We start from the raw sequence: 21,691 nt of genomic DNA, 5'->3' as shown, positions 1-21,691 counted from the left end.
GGAAGTCGCCCCATGAGCATCAGCACGCCCATCGGCACGTCCTACGCCGAACGAGCCACCAGCCTGGTAGTCAGGGTGGACCAGGACAGCTGGGGAAGCGTCCGTCCCTCCCTGTACGAGACGGCCCGCGTCCTCTCGGCGGCGCCGTGGCTGCCCGAGGAACCACGCCGGATCACGTACCTGCTGGAACAGCAGGCGCCCGACGGAAGCTGGGGGGAGGGACCGCTGCCCTACCGGCTGCTGCCGACACTCAGCGGGGTGGAGGCAGCACTGGCCGTCCTGCGAAGGGGCACCGCGTCCGCAGAGGTCACCGGTCGGCTCACGGCCGCGGTGAACAGAGGTCTGGACGCACTGCGATCACTGCCGTCAGCGGGCCCGTGGCCGGACACGGCTGCCGCGGAAATACTCGTACCCAGCCTGGTGGCCAAGATCAACGAGAAGCTGGACTCCCTGATCACCGGCGTTGACATACCCGGTCCCGGTGGCCCCCGACTGCCGGTCCCGGGCGGCTTCCACGCATCGGCACCCGCTTCCGTGGCCAGGCGGTACGAGTCGGCGGGCAGCCTGCCCGTCAAGTTCCACCACACGTTCGAAGGCATGGACAGCTACATACCGCCGTCTCTCGTCCCTGACGTCGACGGTCTGCTGGGCAGTTCACCCGCCGCCACCGCGGCACGGGCAGCGCGGTCACCCGCCGCTACCGCTCAGGCCGTCGACGAACTCACCGCGGTGGCCCGGCGCTACGACGGTCTCTTCCCCGAGGCCGCGCCCCTCCGCGTGGTCGAACGACTATGGGTCTCCGCCGCGCTGGCGCGCGCCAACCTGCCCGCTGCCGCTCTTCCCACGGTCCGGGGGTGGGCCGAGGAGATCTACGATCCGCGAGGCGTGCGCGGTGCGCCCGGCCTCATGACCGATGCCGACGACACCGCCATGGCGGTGCTGGTCGCCTCGCTCGTCGGCCTGCCGCACGACCCGGCACCGCTGGACCTGTTCCACAACGGCAGCCACTACGACTGCTACATCGGCGAGGACACCGGATCGGTCACCGCGAACGCCCACGCCCTCCAAGCCCTCGTGAGCCACGTGCGGCGCCGCCCGGCGGCGGAGCACACATACGGCCCCCGGGCGGCGAAGCTCTGCGACTGGCTGATCGGCCAGCAGCAACGCGAAGGACACTGGACCGACAAGTGGCATGCCTCCCCCTACTACGCCACCGCGCGAAGCGTCACCGCGCTCGCACAGTACGGCGGCCACCACGCGTCCGAGGCCGTCCGGAGCGCCGCCGCGTGGACCACTGACACCCAGCGCGCCGACGGCTCCTGGGGCATATGGGGCAGCACCGTCGAAGAAACCGCGTACGCCGTCAAAATCCTGCTGAGCGCCGCCACATCGACACCGCAGCCGCAGCACACCCGGGCACTGGACCTAGCTGAAACGTATCTGCACACCGCCTCGCACCCCAGTCACCAGCACCCCGCCCTGTGGCACGACAAGACCTTGTACGCGCCCACCGAGGTGATCGAAGCGGAGGTGCTCGCCGCGCGGGAATTGCTGCGGGCACGTCGCGCAGCCGCAGGTACAGAAGGAGTTGCGGCCGCATGTACAGAAACAGATGTGGAAAGGACGGACGCGTGACTCCTGACATAGATGTGACTGCCGACATGGACCTTCCGCCGACCGCTCCGGGGCGGCTGCCGCTGGTCGGACACGTTGTGCCCCTGCTCAAGGACCGCCTGGAGTTCGTCGAACGCCTGCGCACATACGGGCCGATCGTCCGTATGTCGGTCGGCCTCAAGAAGGTGACCGTGGTCAACTCCCATGAGCTGATCCACGAGATGCTCACCAGCAAGTCCGGCTCCTTCTCCAAGGGGTTGCTGGGCGAGAAGCTCAAGCTTTTCGGTCAGTCGGCCCTGCCGGTCGCGGAGGGCGAGCCCCACTTGCGCCGGCGCCGGCTGCTCCAGCCCGCCTTCCACCGCGAACGGATCAGCGGGTACGTCGACACGATGCGGGAAACGGTGGAACCCTCCATCACGGGCTGGCGTGAGAGCGAAGTGCTCGACCTGAAGACCGAGATGGGGCTCATGGCCCAGGACGTGGCCATGTCGGTGCTGTGCTCCTTCCGCGCGGAGCAAGAGCGGGCGCGCGCGATCCTCGACGCCGTCGACACGGTCTTCACAGCCGCCATCTGGCGCACCATGGTGCCCGTGTCCTCGCTGGAACGGCTGCCCACCCGCAGCAACAGTCGGCTCAAGGCCGCCCGCAACCTGCTGCGCAGCGAAGTGGCGGACATCATCGCAGAGCGCCGGGCGGCCCCCGACGCCCACGACGACCTCGTGACACTGCTCCTGGAGGCCCGGGACGAAACCGGTGCGCCACTGCCCGACAACGAGATCCTGTCGGAGATCATCGGACTGCTGGCCGCGGGCTCCGAGACGACGGGAGTCATGCTGGCCTGGCTGTTCCACGAGCTGGGCCGCGACCCCGAACTGGAGCGCAGGCTGCACGAAGAGGTCGACTCCGTGGTCGGAGAGGGCCCGATCACCGCCGAGCACGTCCCCCGACTCGCCTTCACCCGCAGACTGGTCAGCGAGACCCTGCGCCTGCACCACGCCGGCTGGCTGGTGACCCGGCAGGCCACCAAGCCCGTGCGCCTCGGGCAGGTCACACTGCCGGCGGGGGAGCAGGTGCTGTGGAGCCCCTACGCACTGCACCGGGACCCGGCCCTGTACCCCGACCCGCTGCGCTTCGATCCCGACCGCTGGCTGCCGGAGCGCCCCCAGCCGCCGAGAGGAGCCTTCATCCCTTTCGGGTCAGGGAAACGCATGTGCATCGGCGACGCGTTCGCCTGGACGGAGGGGATCGTCATCACGGCGTTCATCGCGTCCCGCTGGCGGCTGCGGCCCCTTCCCGGCGCCACCGTGGAGCCGGTCGGGCTGCTCACCGTGCACCCGTCGGACCCCCGTATGGTCGCCGAAACCAGGCAGCGGGCCGTAGCGGAGCCAGCCGCATGAGCCACCCCCGCGGCTCGGACGCGCGTACCCTGCCGATGCCCGACCTCCGAGGCTCCTTCCCCGGCCCCTTCGCCACCAGCCCGTATGCCGACGCCATCGAGGAGCACACCACCCACTGGCTCCGGACCTTCCCCCTGATCGGTTCACCCGGGGAAGCGAAGGCCCTCTGCAACATCACGGCCCAGGGCGTAGCTCGTGTCCTGCCCACGACGGACCGGGACGGCGTGTTCCTCTGCGCCGATCTCTTTCTGTGGCTCACCGCGTTCGACGACGTACACGGCGAGGCCGAAGGAGGCCGTGACACCGCGCGTCTGGTCCGCCGCATCAGTCACTGTGTCCACCTGCTGGCCGGTCACGACGAGCCGACGGCCGATGACGACGCCTGCACCGCCGCCCTGCGGGAACTCCTGCACCGGTTCCGGGAACGGGCCACGCCCACGCAGTATCTACGGCTCACCGCGCACCTGCGGGACAACCTCTTCGGCATCCTCTGGGAGGCCCATCACCTCGACAGACCCGACCAGGTCACCCTGAGCGACTATTACGCGATGCGCCCCCACACGGTCTTCGTCCGAACCGTCATGACGACCGCGGAAGCCGTGCTCGGCTACGAACTCACCGAGGATCAGCGAGCCTCGGCAGCAGTGCAGGAGCTGGAAAAGGCCGTTGCCCACCTTGCCGGGTGGATCAACGACCTTGCCTCGTACACGAAGGAGACCGATCGCGGTGGCCAGACTCCTCTGAGCCTGCCGACACTGCTGATCCGACACCGCGAGTGCGACCTCGAAGGGGCGTTCCGCCTGGCCTCCCGCATGTGTGAGGACCAAGCCTCCACCGCACGCCATCGACTCACCGAACTCGCCGCCACCGGCAAGAACGCACTCACGGATCACGCTCACGCCATGGAAGCCGTCGCAGCCTCCTACGTGTGGCACATAGGGCACGCCCGCTACCGGTGTTAGCCGCGCTGCCGCGCGTCACACTTCGTTTTGCCATGGTCCGGGCACCGTATTGAGCGCCGGTCGGTCCGGCCGGGACTTCGCGAGAACTGGCTGTCCCGGCCGGCGAGCACGGCGGTCGCGCGGTTCATCGTGACCCGGCTGCCGCTGTGCTGTGCCGGCTCCGGAGCCCTGGCTCGGACACCAGCCGCAAAGCAGGTCGCGGGTAGCCGGACGGGCCCCGTTTCCCTGTCTTGGGCGTCGTCGTCGGTCTGATCGAGTCATCAAGTCATCGAGGCCAAAGGGGCGGGCGTGCGGCAAGAGCGTTCGCCGGAGGAGCTGTTGGCGAACTGGACGCCGGTAGACGGTGACTGGGACCTGGTGGCGAACAAGAGCGGGGCGACCGGGCTCGGCTTCAGCCTGTTGCTGAAGTTCTTCGAGCTGGAAGGCCGGTTCCCCCTTTCGTGACACGGGGGAGGACGTACGGATCACCCTGCTCGCGGCGCTGGCTCGTCCCGGCAGGCGGAGATCACCGACGCTCTGGTCGACCTGTTGGTCGCTCCGGTCCACAAGACCGACGCTCGCGCCGGGCGGCGGGTGGATTAGCAGCTGACGGCCGAGTCGAAGAAGGTCCGCGGCAAGGAGGGCATCCTCTTCAAGCTGGCGACGGCCGCCGTCGACAAGCCCGACGAGGTCGTACGCCGGGCCCTGTACCCGGTGGTCGCGAAACCCTGAAAGCTACCGGCGGGTCACTTGTCCCCTGATGTCCGAGGTGGGAGTCCGGGGCGAAAACCGCCGCTGTCTTTCGCTCTCCTGCTGTGACCACAGCGAGGCGGGCGGGCCGGGCGCTGAATTGCAGGGCCGACCGGGCGCGCGTCACCCTGATGGTTGAGGGCAGGTGCTGACGTGCACACCAGCGACGAGATCTACCACCGGGTGCTCTGGGAACCGCGTTTCGACCCCGAGCGGTTCGTGATGGGGATCGCCGAGCGCGGGGCCCCGCCGAAGCGGGTCCTGCTCGGCGACTTCGTACCGGGCGGGGAGATCCCCTGGCACCGGGTGGTGTTCTTCGAGGCGGACGGCCAGGTCGTCTGGGACCGCGCCTGCGGCATCGACCGACTCGACGAGACCCTCGTCGGGCAGGTCGGTCCGGTGCCGGCTCCGGCACCCGGCGACGTCCTCGCCGTCCCGTCGACGAACCGCACCGCCGTCGCCTGGCTGCCGCCGGCGAAGTTGTGGCCGCCGATCCAGCACATTCGCCGCGCACACGACCGGCAGATCCGCCGCTGGCCGCCGCACGTCAACGTGCTCTTCGGTTTCGTCCCCGAGGCCGAGTTCGCCCGGGCCCTGCCGCTGGTCGCCGCAGCGCTCGCCGAGACGCCGCCGTTCACCGCCCGCCTGGCGGGCGTCCACTGGTTCGGACACCGCGAGGACGCCACCGTCTGGCTCGACCCGGCCGCCGCCGACCACGAGCCCTGGGCACGGCTGCGGGAGTCCCTGGAGCTCCGCTTCCCGCTCTGCGGATCGCACTCGCACGGCTACACCCCGCACCTGTCCCTCGGGCGTACCCCGGACCCGCACTTTCTCGCCCGCAAGGCGGAGTCCCTCCTCGGCCCCATGACGGCCCTGGTCGACGAGCTGGTCCTGCTCTCCCGGCGCGGCGACGAGCCGATGCGGGTCCGGGCCCGCGTCCTGCTCGGCAGCGGCGACGTACGTCAACCGGAGAATCCGGCCCTTCCGGGCAACCCTCCGCTACCACCCGGCTAGTACTCCAGCCGGACTTCTTCATCGGCGCTGGTCAGCGGCTTGGGTGTGGGGAGTGCAGCGGGCTGGAAGGTAGGTGGGCGGCCTGATCGACGGCTGCCTCACCGCCACCGGTCTGACCCGACTCCATCCTGAAAACCTCAGTAACAGCGAGATGACATTAGCCGTTCGGCCCCTGTAACTCGCTTCGTCACAGGGTGGGGTCATGAGTGATGAGAGTACGAAGGCGGCGATCGAGGTCATCGGTTTGCGTAAACGCTTCGGGTCACAGCCGGCTCTGGACGGGATGACGTTCACCGTGCGGCCCGGACGGGTGACCGGATTCGTCGGCCCGAACGGCGCGGGCAAATCCACCACCATGCGCGTCATCCTGGGCCTGGACTCGGTTGAGGAGGGAAAGGCCCTGGTCGGCGGGGTGCCGTACCGCACCCTGCGGCGTCCGCTTCGGCATCTGGGGGCACTCCTCGACGCCTCCGCGCTGCAGCCGAGCCGCACTGCCCGTAACCACCTGCTGTGGCTGGCCCACTCACAGGGCGTGCCGGCCCGGCGGGTGGACGAGGTCATCGAGCAGGCCGGCCTGGGCACGGCGGCCCGGCGCAAGGCCGGCGGCTTCTCGCTGGGCATGCGCCAACGCCTGGGGATCGCGGCGGCACTGCTCGGTGACCCGCCGGTCGTCATGCTGGACGAGCCGTTCAACGGCCTCGACCCCGACGGCATCGTGTGGATGCGCGGCTTCCTGTCGTCGCTGGCCGGGCAGGGCCGCGCCGTCCTGGTTTCCAGTCACCTGATGAGCGAACTCGAAGACACCGCGGACCATCTCGTGGTGATCGGCCGCGGCCGGGTCGTCGCGGACACCGGCGTCTCCGAGCTGCTCGCCGAGGCGTCCGGCGGCCGGGTCACCCTGCGTACCTCCGAGACTCCGCGCGCCGCCCAGGTCCTGCAGGGCGCGGGCGCCACCGTTCTCACGACCGGCCCCGGCACCCTCGGCGTCACGGGCCTGCCCGACGAGGAGATCGTGGCCCTGCTCGCCAGGAACGCGGTGCCGTTCTCCCAGGTGTCCAGGCACCGGGCGACGCTCGAAGAGGCGTACATGGAGCTCACCCGGGACGCGGTGGAGTACCGGGGCATCCCGGCGGGGGAGGCCACGCGATGACCGCCACCCTCACCCCTCGCCCCCCGACCACGAGGCGCGCCGAGCGGGGCGGCTTCCTCAGGACGCTGCACGCCGAGTGGACGAAGTTCCGTACGGTACGCGGCTGGGTCCTCGCCATGGCGGGGGCGCTCCTGGCGACGATCGTGGTCGGCCTGCTCGGCACGGCCGCCCCCGCCCCCGACGGTCGGGGCGCCGACTCCGCCTCGTACCCGAAGGGCCCCGGCGGCGAGGCCGTCAACGACAGCTTCTACTTCGTCCACAAGGCGCTCACCGGCGACGGCACCCTCACCGTTCCCCTGCGGTCGCTGACCGGTACGGCCGACACCGGGACCGGCCAGAAGGCCCAGGGCGCCCAGCCCTGGGCGAAGGCCGGGATCATCGTGAAGGAAAGCCTCACCCAGGGATCCCCGTACGCGGCGGTCACGGCCACCGGCGGCCACGGCGTCCGCATGCAGTACGACTACACGCACGACACGGCGGGCCCTTCCGGCAAGGTCACCCCGAAGTCCCCGCGCTGGCTGCGCCTGGTCCGCTCCGGTGACAGTCTCACCGGGTTCACCTCCACCGACGGCTCCGACTGGACCGAGGTCGGCCATGCGAAGCTGCCGGGGCTCGGGCGCACCGTGCAGGCCGGGCTCTTCGCGACGTCACCGGAGGCGAAGCAGGACACCCCGGCGGGCACGGGCTTCAGCCCCGCCGTGGCCACCGGCACCTTCGGCCGTCCCGGCCTCACCGGCGGCTGGTCCCGGAGCCCGTGGAGCGGCACACAGGTGGGAGGCGACGCGGGCACCTCCGGCAGCTACTCGAACACCACCGAGGGCGGCTTCACCCAGACCGACGACGGCGGGTTCGCCGTGACCGGGGCCGGTGACATCGCCCCGGTCGTCGGCGGGCCCGTCATGGGCGTCGGCTTCTCCGTCGAGAACTTCCTCGTCGGCACCTTCGCCGGGCTGATCGTGGTGATCGCCGTGGGCACGGTGTTCATCACCGGCGAGTACCGGCGCGGTCTGCTGCGTACCACCATGGCGGCAACTCCCCTTCGGGGCCGGGTGCTTGGTGCCAAGGCGCTGGTGGCCGGGGGCGTCGCGTCCGCCATCGGCGTGGTCGCCGCCGCGATCACCATTCCCATCGGGGAACGCAGCGCGCGCGGCAGGGGCTTCCATGTCTTCCCCGTCACGCCGGCGACCGAAGTGCGCGTCATGGTCGGCACCGGCCTGCTCTGCGCCGCCGCCGCAGTGCTCGCTCTCGGCATCGGTGCCCTGCTGCGGCGCAGCGGCACGGCGGTCGCCCTGGTCATCGCGTCGATCGTGCTGCCCTTCCTGCTCGCCACCTCCGGCGTACTGCCCCCGGGCGTCTCGGAGTGGCTGCTGCGGGTGACCCCGGCTGCGGGCTTCGCCATCCAGCAGACCCTGCCGCGGTACGCGCAGGTGCTCAGCGTGTACGAGCCGTCGACCGGCTACTACCCGCTGGCGCCCTGGGCCGGCCTCGCCGTGCTGTGCGGATACGCCACGCTCGCCTTCGGCCTGGCCGTGGTGCGGCTGCGCGGGAGGGACGTATGAGTCTCCTGAGCGGTGCACGACTCACGAGCACGGCCGACGGCGCGTGGCGAGGGGAGTTCGGCCGGGCCCTGCACGCGGAGTGGACAAAGCTGCGCACCGCAGGGGAAACAGGCAGGCTGCTCCTGCTTGCCGTCGCCCTGACCGTGGCCGTCGGCTGCGGCACGGCCAGGGCCGTGAAGTGCCCGGACGTGGGGTGCGGCCAGGACGCCGTCAAGCTTGCCCTGACCGGCGTCACTGTCGGGCAGGCGGTCATCGCTGTCCTCGCGGTGCTGGCCGTCAGCGGCGAGTACGGCACCGGGATGATCCGCACCACGCTCATGGCAGTGCCGAACCGGATCACGGTCCTTGCCGCCAAGGCGACGGTTGTCACCACGGTCGTCGTCGCCTCCGGGACGGCTGCCGTCCTGGCCTCCCTCCTCGCCGGCCGCCACATCCTGCCCGGCAACGGATTCACTGAGGCGCACGGCTATGCCCCGCTCTCCCTGGCCGACGGCCCGACCTTGCGGGCGGCCGTGGGCTCGGTCCTCTACCTCGTCCTGATCGCCCTGATCGGCCTCGGCGTGGCGACGGCGGTACGGGACGCGGCGAGCGCCATCGGGATCGTGCTCGGGCTGCTCTACCTCTTCCCGATGGTCACCCGGGTGGTCAGCGACCCGGAGTGGCAGCGCCACCTCCAGCAGATCTCGCCCATGACCGCCGGACTCGCGGTCCAAGCCACCGTCCGTCTGCACGAGTTGCCCATCGGTCCATGGGCCGGCCTGGGCGTGCTCGCCACGTGGGCCGCGGCCGCGCTGTTGGTCGGCAGCCTGCTGCTGCACAGGCGCGACGCGTAGCCGGATCGGGCCGTCCGCGAGCACGGTGGCTTCGGGTACCTCCCCGCCCGCCCGGTGCCTCACCCGGTCAACGATCCGCCGACCGGGAGCGACGCCGGGCGGCCGGGTCCTCAGGATGCCGCCCCGGGCCACCGTCCGCCGCCCACCGTCCGCCGCCCACCGTCCGCCGCCGACCGGGCGGCTTCCGCCTCGGGCACGGTGCGGGGGCCGGGCACCATGGACGCCGTGGGTGGCCAAGAGGATTCGACGTACTTCGCGAGGTGCTGGCGTACCAGCGCCTCCGGCACTGCGTCCAGGTCGATCGAGTCCCGGGTGCCCTGGGCCGTGATCGACGCAAAAGCGCGCCGGCTCACCGGCCGGACGACGCCCACCCGGCGCAGGTGACCCCGTGGACGCTCAGGTCACGCCGCTCTTGGAGCGGATTGACGCACGCGAACGCGAACGCTTCGGCGATGCGGAGCAGATCCGCGCGCAGATGGACGAGCTCACCGCGCGTCTGCGTGAACTCGACGAGGAAATCGGCAACCCGGCGGTGACCCGTAAGACCCTCCTCGCCCTTCCTCCGGCGACCCCGGATCCGACCGAGAAGCCTCCCGTCCTGCCGAACCACCCGGCCTACCAGCAGATCCTCAACGCCTTCGCCGAGGCTCCTGGGCCGAAGTGCGCCCGCGACCTGTGCCAGGTCCTGGACCGAGGCACGCCGGGCGGGCTCACTCGGCCGAGAGGGCCTGACCCTGCGGCTCACCAGCTCCCTCCCGCTTCAGTGCCGCTGGATGCTGCAGGTGTACTCCGCGCCCGCGACGCCTGTCCGGCAGGCTCGGGTCAGGAAACCGGGCCGGCCGCGATGGCGTAGCCGATCGCGGCGGCTGCGTCGGCGACACCCGCCAGGGATGCCTTGTCGTTCAAAGCCGTGACCACATCCTGAGTCAGTGGGCGGAGGGCATACACGTGGCGTACCGCGTCGATGTCGACCGGGATCTCGTAGTAGTCCTCGGCGAACTTCTGGATTGCCTCCGGCGATGGGTCGACCAGCAACTGGAACAGCCAGCCCGAGCCGTCAGGGTCGGCGCTGTCCTCGGGGAAGTCGATCTCGCCCGCCTGCCAGTGCCCGCTTCCCGCCTCGCGCCACATGCAGGCCGTCACCCGGGGCATTCCGTCGTCGGTGAAGGCAGGCTCTTCGACGTATCTGCGGAACACCTCGGGGACCGAGTCCACGACGCCCGGCCAGGGCTCGTCGTCGACATACGGGCTCATCGCCGACTCGTGGTCGAAGCCTCGGGCATACGCACCCGCCGGAGAGAAGACGACGTCGAACTCGTCCCCCGAGCCGTTGCGCATGGAGGCGATCTCCTCCGTCTCGGACCAAGCCCGGCTGAATGAGTAGTAGCGCTCGCCGTCCGGGTTCAGCACGGCCTCCAGCATGGCCATCGACCGACACCGGTCCCGCAGCGTCGGGATGTCAGGAAGCGCCTCGACAACATCGTGAACGGTCATGGCGCCCATCCAAGCGCACGCCACTGACACCCACCTGGGTGCGGTCCGTGGCCGGAACCCACCGAACGCGAGGAGAAGAACAGCGTCGCCACCGCCGAACAACCCCGGCTGCTCAGGGCTGCGCCTCGGGCCCGGTGACGACGAAGGCCTCGCCGTTCCAGCGCACGACCAGCTCCCGCACTCCGTCCGGCCGCCCGGAACAGCTCGACCCGGCCCACCATGCTCCCGCCGCGCTCCGCCCAGTACGGGTGGGCGCTGATCAGGCAGGACAGCCGGATCAGCGCCCACCGCAGCTCTGCCACCTCGACCGCGGGGCGCAGAGCGAGCCGGTTGCAGACGCGGATCTGCCGGCGCTTGAGGTCGATCAGGTCTGTTCTGCGACATTGAACCCTGACCGTTTGCCACTGCGGATTGATCGATGGCCCGCGATGCAGGATGCGCCCGCGTCGGCGGAGAACTGGAGCGGTTCGAGACCGACGTGCCGTCAGGGTTCGTCCGCGCATGGGGAACTGCACCCCGACCAGGAACGGGCGCTGAACGCCGCTGTCGCCCGGCATCAGGAGCACGGCCACCGGCCGGCGCGACGTGCGACCGCCGAGGCGCCGGGCTGTCGCCCGGACGGCCGGGCCGCACCGTCAGGAATCGGTCGGCCCTTCCGTGATCGTGAAGGGGGCGGAGAAGTTACCGGAGTCGCCGAAGAGGACGATCCTGTAGTCGTTCCCGGGAGGAACGTCCGGCACGACCACTTCCTGTCTCCCCTTCAGGATGTCGAAGCCCTCGTCAAGCATGGGGCCGGTCCTGTCGCCTTTCCTCAAGTAGATCGCGCCCTTGGGGTTGGTGATGTGCTGTGGCGGGTCGGCAGTGTCCCAGGTGACCTCAACCGTCTGGCCGGCCGTCCAGACCGACTTCGCGGTGGGAGAGGTCACGGGCGGTACGAACACGTCCAGCCGAGAGGTTCGAGAGGCGGTGTGAGCCGCGGCCGGATTCGTCGCCTGCACCTGCGTCGAAGCGAGCAGGCTCGGCGCAGCCACGAGGGACCATGCCGCCATGCCCACGGCTGCCCTCTTCCAGATCTTCATGACCGCAAGTCTGTCCGCACCATCCAGGACGGTGCGGACAGAGCGGTGATCCTTCCCTCGAAAGAGGGTGCCGGACCGCACCGGGGACGGGACCGATCCCGCCGGACGCCGATTCCGATCGAAGGCCGGATCGTCACTCAATGTATGCACTTCACGGAAAGTGAGCCAGATTCCGTTCTCGTGCACAAAGCCATGTGGTCGAAGGTTGCGGTATGAGCGGATCTGACTGGGCCGCTGGCTCTCAGTGGCAGGATCGCTCCATGACTGATGACTTGCTGGTGGCCCGAGCGTGGAGTCTCTGGGAGCAGATGGCGACTGTGCCTGTGTCGCTCCCGACGAACGGCGGTGTCGCGATAGCTGTTTCGCCTGGTTCGCGGCTGTGCCCGCCCTCCTGGGCAGGAGTCGTAAGGCTGGGCGACGCTGCGCTGATCACGGTGCCGGACGCGGCGCAGGCGAGCCTGTTCGGTCGCGTACTGGCGGAAGTGAAGGTGGAGTGCCTCGTGCGCGCCAGCACGTTGCGGTCGAGGATGCCGGTGCTTGAGGTGCTCGGCCCTGCCGTCTTGGCGTACCTCTCGAAGGACGACTTCCGCCCCGTGTCGCATGGGGCAGCCGTTACGACCCTTCCCTCGGGCCATGAGGACCTTCTTGCCTTGGCCGAGTCGGTCGGCTCGGACGACGCTGCAGAGAGTGGCATCGACGATATCGACTCACCGGCCTTCGTCGTGCGTGATGCCCAGGAGATCCTGGCCGTTGCGGGATATCAGACGTGGCCCGCGTCGACGGCGCATCTGTGTGTACTGACTGCTCCGCAATGGAGAGATCGGGGTTTGGCGCGGCAGGTGGCCTCCGCTGCGGTGGCCCACGCGCTGGACGCTGGCCTTTTGCCCCAGTGGCGTGCGCGCCCTGAGGCATCCCGGCGGGTCGCGGCCGCGCTCGGGTTCCGTGAGATCGGTGACCAGTTGAGTGTTCGCCTGACGCAAGCCAGCGAGGGTGGCTATTCGGGATCTTGACCTTTCTGCGGCGGAATCGTCTTCGTCAGACGGGTCAGGGGAACGAAACCGTCGGTGGTTTTGAGTTCCCGCGGGGTGGGACCCGCAGGTGTTGGTATGCCCGCGAGCCGTTCAGCCAGGGCGGTGACCGCTTCACGTTCATCTTCGAGCGCCGTACGTTCGCCGTCGGTCAGATCGAGCTGTTCGAGCATCGTGTTGATGCCGTCCTTCACGGCCAAGAGCTGTCCCTTGGCGGACCGGCTCCGTACGGCAGAAGGAAGAGCAGATGTTGACGGATCTCAGCAGCGGTCCAGGCTCTGAGAGGCTCCAAATGTTGATGAAGAAGTGGTTCTGGCTCAACTTCTGTGGAGCATCCACGCTGCGTGACTGTTGATCTCCATAGCGGCTCTCGCTCGATCGTCCTGAAATGCCCCATGGCTGCCTTGTCGTGCCCGAGAGTTCGGGGCCGTGAACGAAGTGCTGCTGCGTCTGGAAGAGCTCCTGTTCCTGTCGGACCCTGAAGTCGCCTTGCCCGCCGTGCTGATCACCCTCCATGACCGCCTCGCCCGCCTTCAATACCGCTCCTTGAGGGGCGAGGCACGAATCGGTCTCAGTCCGGCAAGGTTGCCAGTGCTTCGCGCAGCTCATCGGTTGAGTACCCAGTACGTAGGGAAATCTCCCGGGGACTGTGAGCATGGAGGACCCAGCGCGCAGCGGGGGCCCACCACTGCGCGACGCTCGCGGGAACGGTGACCGTCATGTGGGCGGGCGTCGTTCGAGTGTGGTTGTCTCCGTCGTGGGCAAGAGCTGGTGCGGCGTCCGATTCGGGGAGCGTCGTTGAGAAGACGAGTGTCAATCGGTGAGCTTCCCCATGCTCTTTGGACTGGCGACGAGCGCTCCTGAGCCGCGACAACAGATCTTCCAGGGCTTCGGCATCGCATCCGAAGCCCTGCAGTCTCTCGGCCGGGAATTCAGTGAGTTCGCGTGTCAGGAAATAAAGCCTTGTGAACTCCGACTGGGAGAGATTGACGCTGCGGCTGGTTTGCTCGGACATACCGTTCCTTTTACTCCAGGTCCTCGAAGTAGGAGTATCCCTCCTTGGGGGTGAACACTGTGCCCCCGTCACCGTCCACGATGACCACGGCCTCCTTGTCCGGGTCCCAGAAGGCTTCTCGACCATTTCGCAGTCCGTATTTCGGTTCAATGTTGGGTATGCGTTCGTTGATCACTCCGTCGACGTAGAACTTCAGAGCCTTGGGGTCGACTCCTCGCACGTAGTGCGTTCCGTTGCCGTCGGGGCGGAGCGCTTCACCGTTGGCGTGGTCCGCGATCTTCTCCGACTCGGGTTCGAGGTCGTAGGGAGCCAGTCCGAGCGGGTCGGTCAGCCGGATCGGGTTTCGAGGGTACGCATGGTGGTTGTCCGAAGGGGTGAGACCGAGCGGGTCCGGGGTGAGGAATCGAGCCGTTTCTGGGTCGTAGTACCGGAAGTAGTTGTAGTGAAGGCCGCTCTCGGGGTCGGCGTACTGGCCTGGGAAGCGGAGGGGGCAGGTCTCCAGGTCGGAGGGGGCGGGGACAGTGATTCCCCAGAGGGTGGTCCGGTGCTGCCACGTCACCTCACCGTCCGGGGTGAGTAGTTCGGTGGGCGTCCCCGTGGCATCCGTGACGACGACACGGAAGCGTGGGGTTCCCACTTCGCCGACCGTCTGGGTCAGGGGGCGGTGAGTCTCCGGGGCGTGGTCCCAGGTACAGGTCGCACCGTCCTGGGCGGTTTGTTCCGCGAGGCGGGTCGTATCCCAGGTGAGGGTGAGAGTCGCGCCCTTCGGGTCGGTCTTGCCGATGCGGCGGCCCAGGGGGTCGTAGAAGTACGTCCACGTCTCGCCGTCCGGCGTCACGACCTGCGTGAGCTTGTCCTCGGCACTCCACGTGTAGGCCCACGTCCGGGTCTGACCGCTGAGCAGCTTGCGGGTCTTACGGATCAGGCGGCCTGCGGCGTCGTGTTCGTACACGGTGCGGCCGGCCTTGCGGACCAGGGTTCCGGTGAACTCCCTCTCGCCAGAGGTTTCCTGGCCTGGCGCCGAGGCGTGGGTTTGGTTCCCGGCCGCGTCGTAGGCGTAGCGCTCGGTCCAGCCGTGCGCTTGTACACCCGTGACCCGGCCGACCGGGTCCAGGGTGAAGTGGCGAGTACCGGAAGTCAGTTCGCGAATCTGAGTGACGTAGCCGTCGGGCCGGTAGGCGTAGGTGCGGTGTTGGATGAGGTCATCGGTGGCGGAAGTAACCGTCTGTACAGTGATTCGGCCGGTGTCATCCCAGCGTTGACTGAGGGTGACACCGCCGACGGCACGCTGTGTCTCGTGACCGGTGGCGTCGTGGGTGAATGCAAGGGTGTTGCCCGCCGTCGTGAGGGTCAAGGGTCGGTCCGCGGCGTCGTACGTCCATGTCGATGCCAGCCCTGACGGCGTCGTGCGAGTCAAACGGTTGCCCACCGCGTCGTAGGTGGAGGTGATCGTGCGGCCATTGACCGTCTCCGCCAGGACTCGGCCCAGGGGGTCCCGCTCCAGGGTCAGGACCGCGTCGCCGTTGGAGGCGCGGGCGAGGGCCCCTCGCGTACCGTAGGTGAAGGTCGTCAGTTCGTCCGTCGTCTCGTCCTGCTGGGTGAGTACCCGCCCCATCGCGTCATGTGTGTACCGAAGCGTCTGGCCAAGCGCATTCGTCCGGGCGGTGAGGCGGCCCGTCGCGTCGCGCTCGTAGGAGCGGGTCACCCCGTTGAAGTCCGTCTCAGCCGCCAGGCGGCCGGCTGCGTCGTACTCATAGCGCCATTCATGCCCCTGGGGATTGGTGACGGTCACCAGGCGCAATTCGGTGTCGTAGGCGAAGGCGTAGTGGGCGCCGTCGGGGTCGGTGCGGGTGGCAGGCAGGTCGAAGTGGGTGTAGGTGTACTCGGTGGTATGACCGGCCTGGTCGGTGTGTTTGGCGAGGTTGCCCTCGCAGTCCCATTTCCATTCCTCGCGGGTGCCGTCAGGGTGCTTGCGCCAGGCGGGCTTACCCTCGATGGTCCAGCCGAAATGGGTGGTGCGGCCGAGCGGGTCGGTGAGGGCGGTGATGCGGCCATGGGGGCCGCGGCGGACGTGGGTGGTGTGTCCCAGGGGGTCAGTGACCGTCACCGGGAGCCCTGCCGCGCCCGTCGTCACTGTCGTCGTGCGCCCGAGCACGTCCGTGACCGAGGTGAGGTGGCCCGCCTCGTCGTACGTCCAGTGCGTAGTAGCGCCCGTCGGGTCCGTGGTGGAGGTGCGTGCGCCGCGGCCATCGTAGGTGTGGCGCCATTCCACACCATCGGGCTCGCGGATCTCCAGCGGGAGGCTGTTCTCGTCGTAGACCGCCTCGGCGCTGCTTCCGTCCGGACGCTCGATGCGGGTGAGGTTGCCGTACTCGTCGTAGGTGTACCGCGTCGTGTGGCCGAGTGCATCGGTGACGGCGAGAGGGAGGCGGTTGGTCTCGTCCCATTCGGTGCGGGTGGTGTGACCAAGCGGGTCGGTCACCTCGACGACCTTGTGAGCCTCGTTGAGGACGTACGTGGTGACGTTGCCCTGGGAGTCGGTGTAGCGGGTGGTGCGGCGGGCATCGTCGTAGTGGAAGCGGCCCGAGAGGATACCGGTCGGCCCTACGGTGCGCAGGACGCGACCGCGGTGGTCGTAGACGTAGGCGAACGCGGTGCCGTTGCGATCCTTCCAGGATGTGATGCGGTGCTCGTCGTAACGGTAGAGCTGCGGCTTGCCGGTGGAGTTGACTACCTCGATCAGGTCGCCGCTGTCGTCGTAGGTGAAGGAGACCAGCCGCGCGCTGTGCTCATGTTGCTCGCCGTGCAGGAGACGCAGGGCCGTGACGCGATGCAGGGCCGTGTCGGTGTCGACGGCGATGCGGTAGCCGCCCGAGTGGGTGATCCGGGTGGGTGCGCCGTGCTTGTCGTACACGAAGTCGATGCGGTCGCCCTCACCGCTGCGGTCGGTGATCGCGTGGAGCGCCAGTTCCGAGCCTCCCACCGGGAGCCGGGCGAAGTGCAGGCGGCGGTTCTCCTCCGGGACAGTGAGCGTGAAGGTACCGTCCGGTTTGCCGTCCCAGCGCAGCGGCCAGCGCGGGCCGGAGACGGGCAGCGTGGGGGTCTCCGGTTCTGGTACCGGGTATCGCAGCACCATGCCGTCGGCCGCGATGTAGACGAGTCCGGCGTCGTCCAGTTCCAGGCGCTGGTCGAGGGTGGCCGCCCAGGTGGGACCGAACCAACCGCCGCACGGGTGTCCGGAGACGTAGTGCCGCTCCAGTACCAGCGGCAGGGCGCCGGGCAGACTGGCGTCCGTGGCGGACATGAACATCTCGCCGGTTGCAACGTCGACCGGCTCGCCCTCTCCGCACTTCTCCTTGGTGCACTTGTCGTGCTTGTTCGGCTCGCCGTCGGCACGCTCAGCGGCGCTGCCGTCGCGACGCAGCGCCCGCTCGCGGCTCGCCAGCCGCTGCGCGGCAGTCTTGGCGGTCGAGGCGCCCTTCCGCAGGGCGCCCCCGCCGCCGGTGGCGAGGGCGAGCAGTAGATCCGGGGTGAGCTGGCCGGCGGCACGGCTGGGGTTCCGCTGCCACTCATCCCAGTTGGTGACGGCCTTGGCGAACTCCGTGGGGTGGTTCGCGGCGTACGCGGCCCCGTCGATCATGCTCGCCAGTTGCAGGCTGGCGCCACCTGGGCCGTCTTCAGCCAGGTACTCGAACTGCTTCCACATGCCCTTGGCGCTGTCGCCCATGCCGCCGAAGAAGTCCCCGACGCCCTTCTTGAAGCGGTTCCAGCCCTCGGGCGCGTTGGGGGCCTTCTCGGCCGCCTTGGCGAGCTTGGCCTTGGAGTCGTCGACGACGCCTTGCAGCTCGCTCTCCAGCTTGTCGAGCCGGCTATAGCAAGAGTCCAGCCCGGTGATGGGATCGTTGTCCGGCGGCCGCACGGGCAGCGTATCGTCCCCGCGGTCGACAGCGGCGTTGTAGGCCCTGACGTTCTCCCAGTACTTCTTCGACGCAGCCCTTACCTCGTCCGCATCTTCGATGATCGGCTCGACCCGCTTCTGCACGGAACGCAGCTTGTCGGCGTAGGCGTCCAGAGCGCCGGCCGCGGAGGTGAAGTACTTGCGTGCCGACTCCAACTCCCTTGGCAGACGCTTGCTCGCGTCCTGGAAGCTATCGGCCGCGGCACCGGTCCACGGCAGCAGGGACAAGTCGGTCAGCTTGTCGTAGCCGTCCTTGAACGCGCCTGCATAGACACGGAGCTTGACGACGAGGTTGTCGATCTTCTCGGGTTTGCCCGGTATGACATCATCGGGCTTGGCGTGCGGGGGTATGCGCTCAGAAGCGCCGCCCTCCATGGCGTCCTTTTGTGTCATGCGACAGGGCCCTTTCCACCGCCGTCGACCACCCAGCCTTCACCGCCTTCACCGGCCACGCGGTAACGAGGATTGCTGGGTGGATCGCCCGTGACGGCCGTACCGTCACCACTGCCGCTACCACCGTCGAGCCACGGCTCCTGGTAGATCTCGGGAGGCGGATCGAAATGAGGCCGGTCTCCGTTCTTCCACGCACGCAGGGCGTGTTCACCGAAGGGGAGTTTGGCGATGTTGTCCTCGGTCGGCGCGAAGTTCTCGAGCTGCAGCAGGTCCGCCATCATGTAGGCTGCTATGGCCTGCCGCAGGCCTTCGACGATGGAGTCGGCGTGCTCGGCGAGCCGCCCCATGCCGAAACCCCACTCGGACAGCACGTCCTTGGCCGGCTTCTCGATGTCGACGGTGGCCGCGTTCTGGATGCCCTGGGCCATGGACTTCCAGTCCTGCTTGATCTTGTGCGCCGCGACGACGGACTCCTCCATCGGCTTCATGATCTTGCGCACCTCGGCGATCTGGATCCTGTAACCGTCCCCCGGCTCAGGCCCATCCGCTCCGCCCCCTGCCATGTCTACTCCCCCTCCGCCTCTGTCAATTCCTCCAGCATCGCGGCCTCCAACAAGAACGGGTTCGGCCCCAACAGGTCCACCAGCGCCCGCACCCCTTCAGGCAACAGCTCTACCAGGTCCTCGGCCGTGGTCGACGCCCAGTCGCATGCTCCCGCGAACAGAGCCAGCCCCTCCCAGGAGGTGAAAACCGGCACTACCGGACCATCCACCGTCTCGGACACGAAAAAACCGGGGCTCTCCGGCCGTTGGAAGTACAGTCGTGCGGCACGCAGTTGAGCCAGCCGTTCCGCCGGAGACATCCGCGCCATCGCCTCGTCGCGGACCATGTCACGCAACGACATCCCTGTTCCCCCTCTTCCACCCGAGCCCTGAGCTGGATGAAACACGGGAAGGATCATCGCATGTCCATCGGCATCGCGGCTGGTCGGGAGAGCAATGAAACCGACTGGAACGGTCCTGTGACACACGCCGACACCACAGCCGACTCCCTCGTGTCACCGTTCGTCGATCTGGACGCCGTTGCGGACGGGCACTGCGCGGAGGTGGGATGGAGCACACCGCGCTGATCCTTCGGGTCGGCCGCCGCTCCCGGGGCGGCGCCGGTAGAGGACAGGCTTGTTCCGGTTCGCCGCGCTTCGCGGTCACTATTCGCTGACGATCCCCCGACGTACGCCGCAGACAGGCTCGGGTCACCCTTCGTGAGAGTGTGGCCTGATGCTGCAGATTCAGGAGGGGGAGGACGGTCATGCCTAGGAGCGCACCGCTTCAGCTGACACGCACCCACCGGATACTCATCGGTCTCGTGGTCGCCGGAGCGGTTCTCATCGCCGCGATCGGGTTCGCGGGTTCGTACGCGGCGGTGCGCGAACTCGCCCTCCAGAAGGGCTTCGGGAACTTCTCGCTGGTCTTCCCGATCGGCATCGACGCGGGTATCTGTGTCCTGCTCGCCCTGGACCTGCTGCTGACCTGGATGCGCATCCCGTTCCCGCTGCTGCGCCAGACCGCCTGGCTGCTGACCGCCGCGACGATCGCCTTCAACGGCGCCGCGGCCTGGCCCGACCCGCTCGGCGTCGGCATGCACGCCGTCATCCCCGTGCTGTTCGTGGTCTCCGTCGAGGCCGCCCGCCACGCGGTCGGCCGGATCGCCGACATCACGGCCGACAAGCACATGGAGGGCGTCCGCCTCACCCGCTGGCTGCTCTCCCCCGTACCGACGTTCAAGCTGTGGCGCCGGATGAAGCTCTGGGAGCTCCGCAGTTACGAGCAGGTCATCAAGCTCGAACAGGACCGGCTGATCTACCAGGCCCGCCTCCAGGCCCGCTTCGGCCGCAACTGGCGCCGCAAGGCCCCCGTCGAGTCCCTGATGCCCCTGCGCCTGGCGAAGTACGGCGTCCCGCTGGCCGAGACCGCCCCGGCCGGACTGGCCGCCGCGGGCACCGAACCCGCCCTGCTCCCCCCGGCCCCCGCCCCGGCCCAGGCCGCCCGGGTCCCGAAGCAGAGGCAGAACCCCGTCCTTGAGAGCCCTGCCGCGCAGAAGATGGAATTTACGCAGCTGCGTGCCGGAGAACCGCATCCGTCATTCCAGGTGCCTTTGGTAGCCGCGGTACGGCCGCACGAGCCAACACCGGAGGATGCCAGGGCCGGCGGACGTCTCGCGGACGCCTACCGGGCCTGGATCGGCGCCTATGGTTCCGAGCCGACGAGTGCGCAGTTCGCTCTCTGGCTCCAGGACAGGTACGGCATCGCCACCGCCGCCGGAGACCCGCTGTCCGACGAGCAGCTCCGGCCCCTGCTGCAGGTGCTCAAGCAGCGCGGCGCGCCCGCACCCGACGGCGGGTCCGGCCCCGGTGCTTCCCAGGACGCATCCGAAGGAGAGACATGGACCGACTACTTCTACAACGCCTGGCTGACGTACGCGGCGGAACGGGGCTCGCGACCCGACGCAGCCTCCCTTGCCGAGTACGTGTACCGGCGCGACGGCATTCTGGGAGCCACCGGGCAGCCCATCACCGCAGACGAACTGCGTGACTACGTTGCCTGGTTCCAGGAGCAGGAGCAGGAACGGGACGACGACCCCGCGGTCGATCCGGCATCGGCGGCAGCGGACCAGACCGCCGAGACGGCCCCCGGCCACGAGGGCGACGAGAGCCGCGATGAGGACTCCCTCCCGAGCAGCCCCGACGACGACCTGGAGGAGCAGCTTGGTACGCCACCGTGGTTCGACGTCGGCCAGCAGGATCAAACGCGGCCGACGGAACGGCGCGCCGTACACGCGTCCGCCGGCGGCCGCAGCGCTGTGCAGGCGCGAGTCCCGAAGCCCCGTGATGAGGACGAGCACGACGCGGAAGAGTCGGCCCCGAACCTCAGTGGGAGCAACGCCAAGCAAGAAGCCGAGCAGCAGGACGGCTCCCACCTGACAGGCCCGGCGCGGGTGGAATTTTACTACCGACAGTTGTCACCGGAGGAGCAGCAGCTTTCGGTGAAGTCTCTCGCTCCGGTCCTGGCGAAGCGCTGCGGCTACCAGGAGAGCACGGTGCGGAAGTACCTGGGGCCGATCAAGCGGGCTGCCGGCGTGTGACGTTCCGTCGCGTGGAACGCGGGCAAGCTGTGCGGAGCTGACCGGCGCGTGCCCCATGGCGCGGTACCTGAAGAGGGCTCCCGGTGACCTCGGGGGCCCTCTCCGGTTTACGGGGGATCAGCGCTCCGGGTTTCGCGGCGGGCGCTCCCGGAACCGCCAGGTGGTGAACAGGCCCGCCCCCGTGACACTCACGGTGGAGAGCGCGGTCGCGCCGCCCAACGCGTACACCAGCAGGGAAAGCGCTGTCAGGGCCAATAGCGCGGCCAGGTCCAGCAATCGGCCGCGCACGGGGCCGCGTTCGTCGTGCTCGTTCTCGTCCATGCCG

The 21,691-nt window shown here is 68.9% G+C and carries 19 protein-coding genes and 1 pseudogene; 12 read left to right on the top strand and 8 right to left on the bottom strand.

Going from position 1 to position 21,691, the window contains the following annotated elements; genetic code table 11:
- The first annotated feature begins 12 nt into the window (after positions 1–12).
- The 9 genes from ACFYY1_RS38860 to ACFYY1_RS38820 all read left to right on the top strand — a co-directional run bounded on the left by ACFYY1_RS38860 (position 13) and on the right by ACFYY1_RS38820 (position 10,111).
- Positions 13–1,635, top strand: coding sequence for a prenyltransferase/squalene oxidase repeat-containing protein (locus ACFYY1_RS38860; RefSeq protein WP_388594300.1), 1,623 nt, complete (start codon positions 13–15; stop codon positions 1,633–1,635).
- Positions 1,632–3,011 (top strand): cytochrome P450, encoded by a 1,380-nt coding sequence (locus ACFYY1_RS38855; protein ID WP_388594297.1) that lies wholly within the window; start codon positions 1,632–1,634, stop codon positions 3,009–3,011. Before ACFYY1_RS38860 ends, ACFYY1_RS38855 begins: the two co-directional genes overlap by 4 nt.
- Entirely contained in the window at positions 3,008–3,973 is a 966-nt protein-coding gene (locus ACFYY1_RS38850; RefSeq protein ID WP_388594295.1) for a terpene synthase family protein, read from the top strand. Before ACFYY1_RS38855 ends, ACFYY1_RS38850 begins: the two co-directional genes overlap by 4 nt.
- 288 nt (positions 3,974–4,261) lie before the next feature.
- A complete protein-coding gene (locus tag ACFYY1_RS38845) occupies positions 4,262–4,417 on the top strand; it encodes a hypothetical protein (RefSeq protein WP_388594292.1) in 156 nt (51 codons plus the stop codon).
- 438 nt (positions 4,418–4,855) lie between these two features.
- Positions 4,856–5,716: an RNA repair domain-containing protein gene (locus tag ACFYY1_RS38840; protein ID WP_388594289.1), complete on the top strand. Its 861-nt coding sequence runs from the start codon at positions 4,856–4,858 to the stop codon at positions 5,714–5,716.
- A gap of 202 nt (positions 5,717–5,918) precedes the next feature.
- On the top strand, positions 5,919–6,866 hold the full coding sequence (locus tag ACFYY1_RS38835) for an ABC transporter ATP-binding protein (RefSeq protein WP_388594288.1): 948 nt from the start codon (positions 5,919–5,921) through the stop codon (positions 6,864–6,866).
- On the top strand, positions 6,863–8,425 hold the full coding sequence (locus ACFYY1_RS38830; RefSeq protein WP_388594285.1) for a hypothetical protein: 1,563 nt from the start codon (positions 6,863–6,865) through the stop codon (positions 8,423–8,425). Before ACFYY1_RS38835 ends, ACFYY1_RS38830 begins: the two co-directional genes overlap by 4 nt.
- Positions 8,422–9,258 (top strand): ABC transporter permease subunit, encoded by an 837-nt coding sequence (locus tag ACFYY1_RS38825; RefSeq protein ID WP_388594284.1) that lies wholly within the window; start codon positions 8,422–8,424, stop codon positions 9,256–9,258. The genes ACFYY1_RS38830 and ACFYY1_RS38825 overlap by 4 nt, the downstream gene beginning before the upstream one ends.
- Before the next feature lie 388 nt (positions 9,259–9,646).
- A complete protein-coding gene (locus tag ACFYY1_RS38820) occupies positions 9,647–10,111 on the top strand; it encodes a hypothetical protein (RefSeq protein ID WP_388594282.1) in 465 nt (154 codons plus the stop codon).
- Here the strand turns inward: ACFYY1_RS38820 and ACFYY1_RS38815 are convergent.
- Together ACFYY1_RS38815 and ACFYY1_RS38810 are read right to left on the bottom strand one after the other, a co-directional pair.
- Positions 10,081–10,752 carry a hypothetical protein gene (locus ACFYY1_RS38815; protein WP_388594279.1) on the bottom strand — a complete coding sequence of 224 codons (672 nt, stop codon included), beginning with the start codon at positions 10,750–10,752 and terminating at the stop codon, positions 10,081–10,083. The two genes, ACFYY1_RS38820 and ACFYY1_RS38815, sit on opposite strands and share 31 nt — an antisense overlap.
- Positions 10,753–11,387: 635 nt before the next feature.
- Positions 11,388–11,831, bottom strand: coding sequence for a GPI anchored serine-threonine rich family protein (locus tag ACFYY1_RS38810; protein ID WP_388594276.1), 444 nt, complete (start codon positions 11,829–11,831; stop codon positions 11,388–11,390).
- A gap of 260 nt (positions 11,832–12,091) precedes the next feature.
- Here ACFYY1_RS38810 and ACFYY1_RS38805 point away from each other — a divergent pair, with 260 nt between their 5' ends.
- Positions 12,092–12,841 carry a GNAT family N-acetyltransferase gene (locus tag ACFYY1_RS38805; RefSeq protein WP_388594274.1) on the top strand — a complete coding sequence of 250 codons (750 nt, stop codon included), beginning with the start codon at positions 12,092–12,094 and terminating at the stop codon, positions 12,839–12,841.
- Here ACFYY1_RS38805 and ACFYY1_RS38800 read toward each other — a convergent pair.
- The 5 genes from ACFYY1_RS38800 to ACFYY1_RS38780 all read right to left on the bottom strand — a co-directional run bounded on the left by ACFYY1_RS38800 (position 12,826) and on the right by ACFYY1_RS38780 (position 19,129).
- Positions 12,826–13,053: a hypothetical protein gene (locus tag ACFYY1_RS38800; protein WP_388594273.1), complete on the bottom strand. Its 228-nt coding sequence runs from the start codon at positions 13,051–13,053 to the stop codon at positions 12,826–12,828. The two genes, ACFYY1_RS38805 and ACFYY1_RS38800, sit on opposite strands and share 16 nt — an antisense overlap.
- A gap of 377 nt (positions 13,054–13,430) precedes the next feature.
- A complete protein-coding gene (locus ACFYY1_RS38795) occupies positions 13,431–13,874 on the bottom strand; it encodes a hypothetical protein (protein WP_388594270.1) in 444 nt (147 codons plus the stop codon).
- Between the two features lie 10 nt (positions 13,875–13,884).
- Positions 13,885–18,225 carry a DUF6531 domain-containing protein gene (locus tag ACFYY1_RS38790; protein ID WP_388594269.1) on the bottom strand — a complete coding sequence of 1,447 codons (4,341 nt, stop codon included), beginning with the start codon at positions 18,223–18,225 and terminating at the stop codon, positions 13,885–13,887.
- Positions 18,222–18,788 (bottom strand): hypothetical protein, encoded by a 567-nt coding sequence (locus tag ACFYY1_RS38785; RefSeq protein ID WP_388594266.1) that lies wholly within the window; start codon positions 18,786–18,788, stop codon positions 18,222–18,224. The genes ACFYY1_RS38790 and ACFYY1_RS38785 overlap by 4 nt, the downstream gene beginning before the upstream one ends.
- A gap of 2 nt (positions 18,789–18,790) precedes the next feature.
- Positions 18,791–19,129, bottom strand: coding sequence for an SseB family protein (locus ACFYY1_RS38780; protein ID WP_388594263.1), 339 nt, complete (start codon positions 19,127–19,129; stop codon positions 18,791–18,793).
- Between the two features lie 60 nt (positions 19,130–19,189).
- On the opposite strand from ACFYY1_RS38780, the gene ACFYY1_RS38775 reads away from it, so the two are divergent.
- Together ACFYY1_RS38775 and ACFYY1_RS38770 are read left to right on the top strand one after the other, a co-directional pair.
- Positions 19,190–19,354 (top strand): hypothetical protein, encoded by a 165-nt coding sequence (locus tag ACFYY1_RS38775; protein WP_388594261.1) that lies wholly within the window; start codon positions 19,190–19,192, stop codon positions 19,352–19,354.
- A gap of 179 nt (positions 19,355–19,533) precedes the next feature.
- Positions 19,534–20,266, top strand: a pseudogene (locus ACFYY1_RS38770) (DUF2637 domain-containing protein); the annotation flags it as partial.
- A 1,217-nt stretch (positions 20,267–21,483) separates the two neighbouring features.
- Here the strand turns inward: ACFYY1_RS38770 and ACFYY1_RS38765 are convergent.
- Positions 21,484–21,687, bottom strand: a complete 204-nt coding sequence (locus tag ACFYY1_RS38765) for a hypothetical protein (RefSeq protein WP_388594258.1) — start codon at positions 21,685–21,687, stop codon at positions 21,484–21,486.
- Positions 21,688–21,691: the final 4 nt, after the last annotated feature.

It is taken from the genome of Streptomyces sp. NPDC001890, assembly GCF_042891445.1.
Classification (GTDB): domain Bacteria; phylum Actinomycetota; class Actinomycetes; order Streptomycetales; family Streptomycetaceae; genus Streptomyces.
This window is presented reverse-complemented; position numbering and strand designations above follow the sequence as displayed.

Bases quoted from the DNA above. Each gene is read 5' to 3' on its own strand.
- ACFYY1_RS38860 (WP_388594300.1), top strand. From the start codon at position 13: ATGAGCATCAGCACGCCCATCGGCACGTCCTACGCCGAACGAGCCACC.
- ACFYY1_RS38850 (WP_388594295.1), top strand. From the start codon at position 3,008: ATGAGCCACCCCCGCGGCTCGGACGCGCGTACCCTGCCGATGCCCGAC.
- ACFYY1_RS38835 (WP_388594288.1), top strand. From the start codon at position 5,919: ATGAGTGATGAGAGTACGAAGGCGGCGATCGAGGTCATCGGTTTGCGT.
- ACFYY1_RS38830 (WP_388594285.1), top strand. From the start codon at position 6,863: ATGACCGCCACCCTCACCCCTCGCCCCCCGACCACGAGGCGCGCCGAG.
- ACFYY1_RS38825 (WP_388594284.1), top strand. From the start codon at position 8,422: ATGAGTCTCCTGAGCGGTGCACGACTCACGAGCACGGCCGACGGCGCG.
- ACFYY1_RS38815 (WP_388594279.1), bottom strand. From the start codon at position 10,752: ATGACCGTTCACGATGTTGTCGAGGCGCTTCCTGACATCCCGACGCTG.
- ACFYY1_RS38810 (WP_388594276.1), bottom strand. From the start codon at position 11,831: ATGAAGATCTGGAAGAGGGCAGCCGTGGGCATGGCGGCATGGTCCCTC.
- ACFYY1_RS38805 (WP_388594274.1), top strand. From the start codon at position 12,092: ATGACTGATGACTTGCTGGTGGCCCGAGCGTGGAGTCTCTGGGAGCAG.
- ACFYY1_RS38795 (WP_388594270.1), bottom strand. From the start codon at position 13,874: ATGTCCGAGCAAACCAGCCGCAGCGTCAATCTCTCCCAGTCGGAGTTC.
- ACFYY1_RS38790 (WP_388594269.1), bottom strand. From the start codon at position 18,225: ATGACACAAAAGGACGCCATGGAGGGCGGCGCTTCTGAGCGCATACCC.
- ACFYY1_RS38785 (WP_388594266.1), bottom strand. From the start codon at position 18,788: ATGGCAGGGGGCGGAGCGGATGGGCCTGAGCCGGGGGACGGTTACAGG.
- ACFYY1_RS38780 (WP_388594263.1), bottom strand. From the start codon at position 19,129: ATGTCGTTGCGTGACATGGTCCGCGACGAGGCGATGGCGCGGATGTCT.
- ACFYY1_RS38775 (WP_388594261.1), top strand. From the start codon at position 19,190: ATGTCCATCGGCATCGCGGCTGGTCGGGAGAGCAATGAAACCGACTGG.
- ACFYY1_RS38765 (WP_388594258.1), bottom strand. From the start codon at position 21,687: ATGGACGAGAACGAGCACGACGAACGCGGCCCCGTGCGCGGCCGATTG.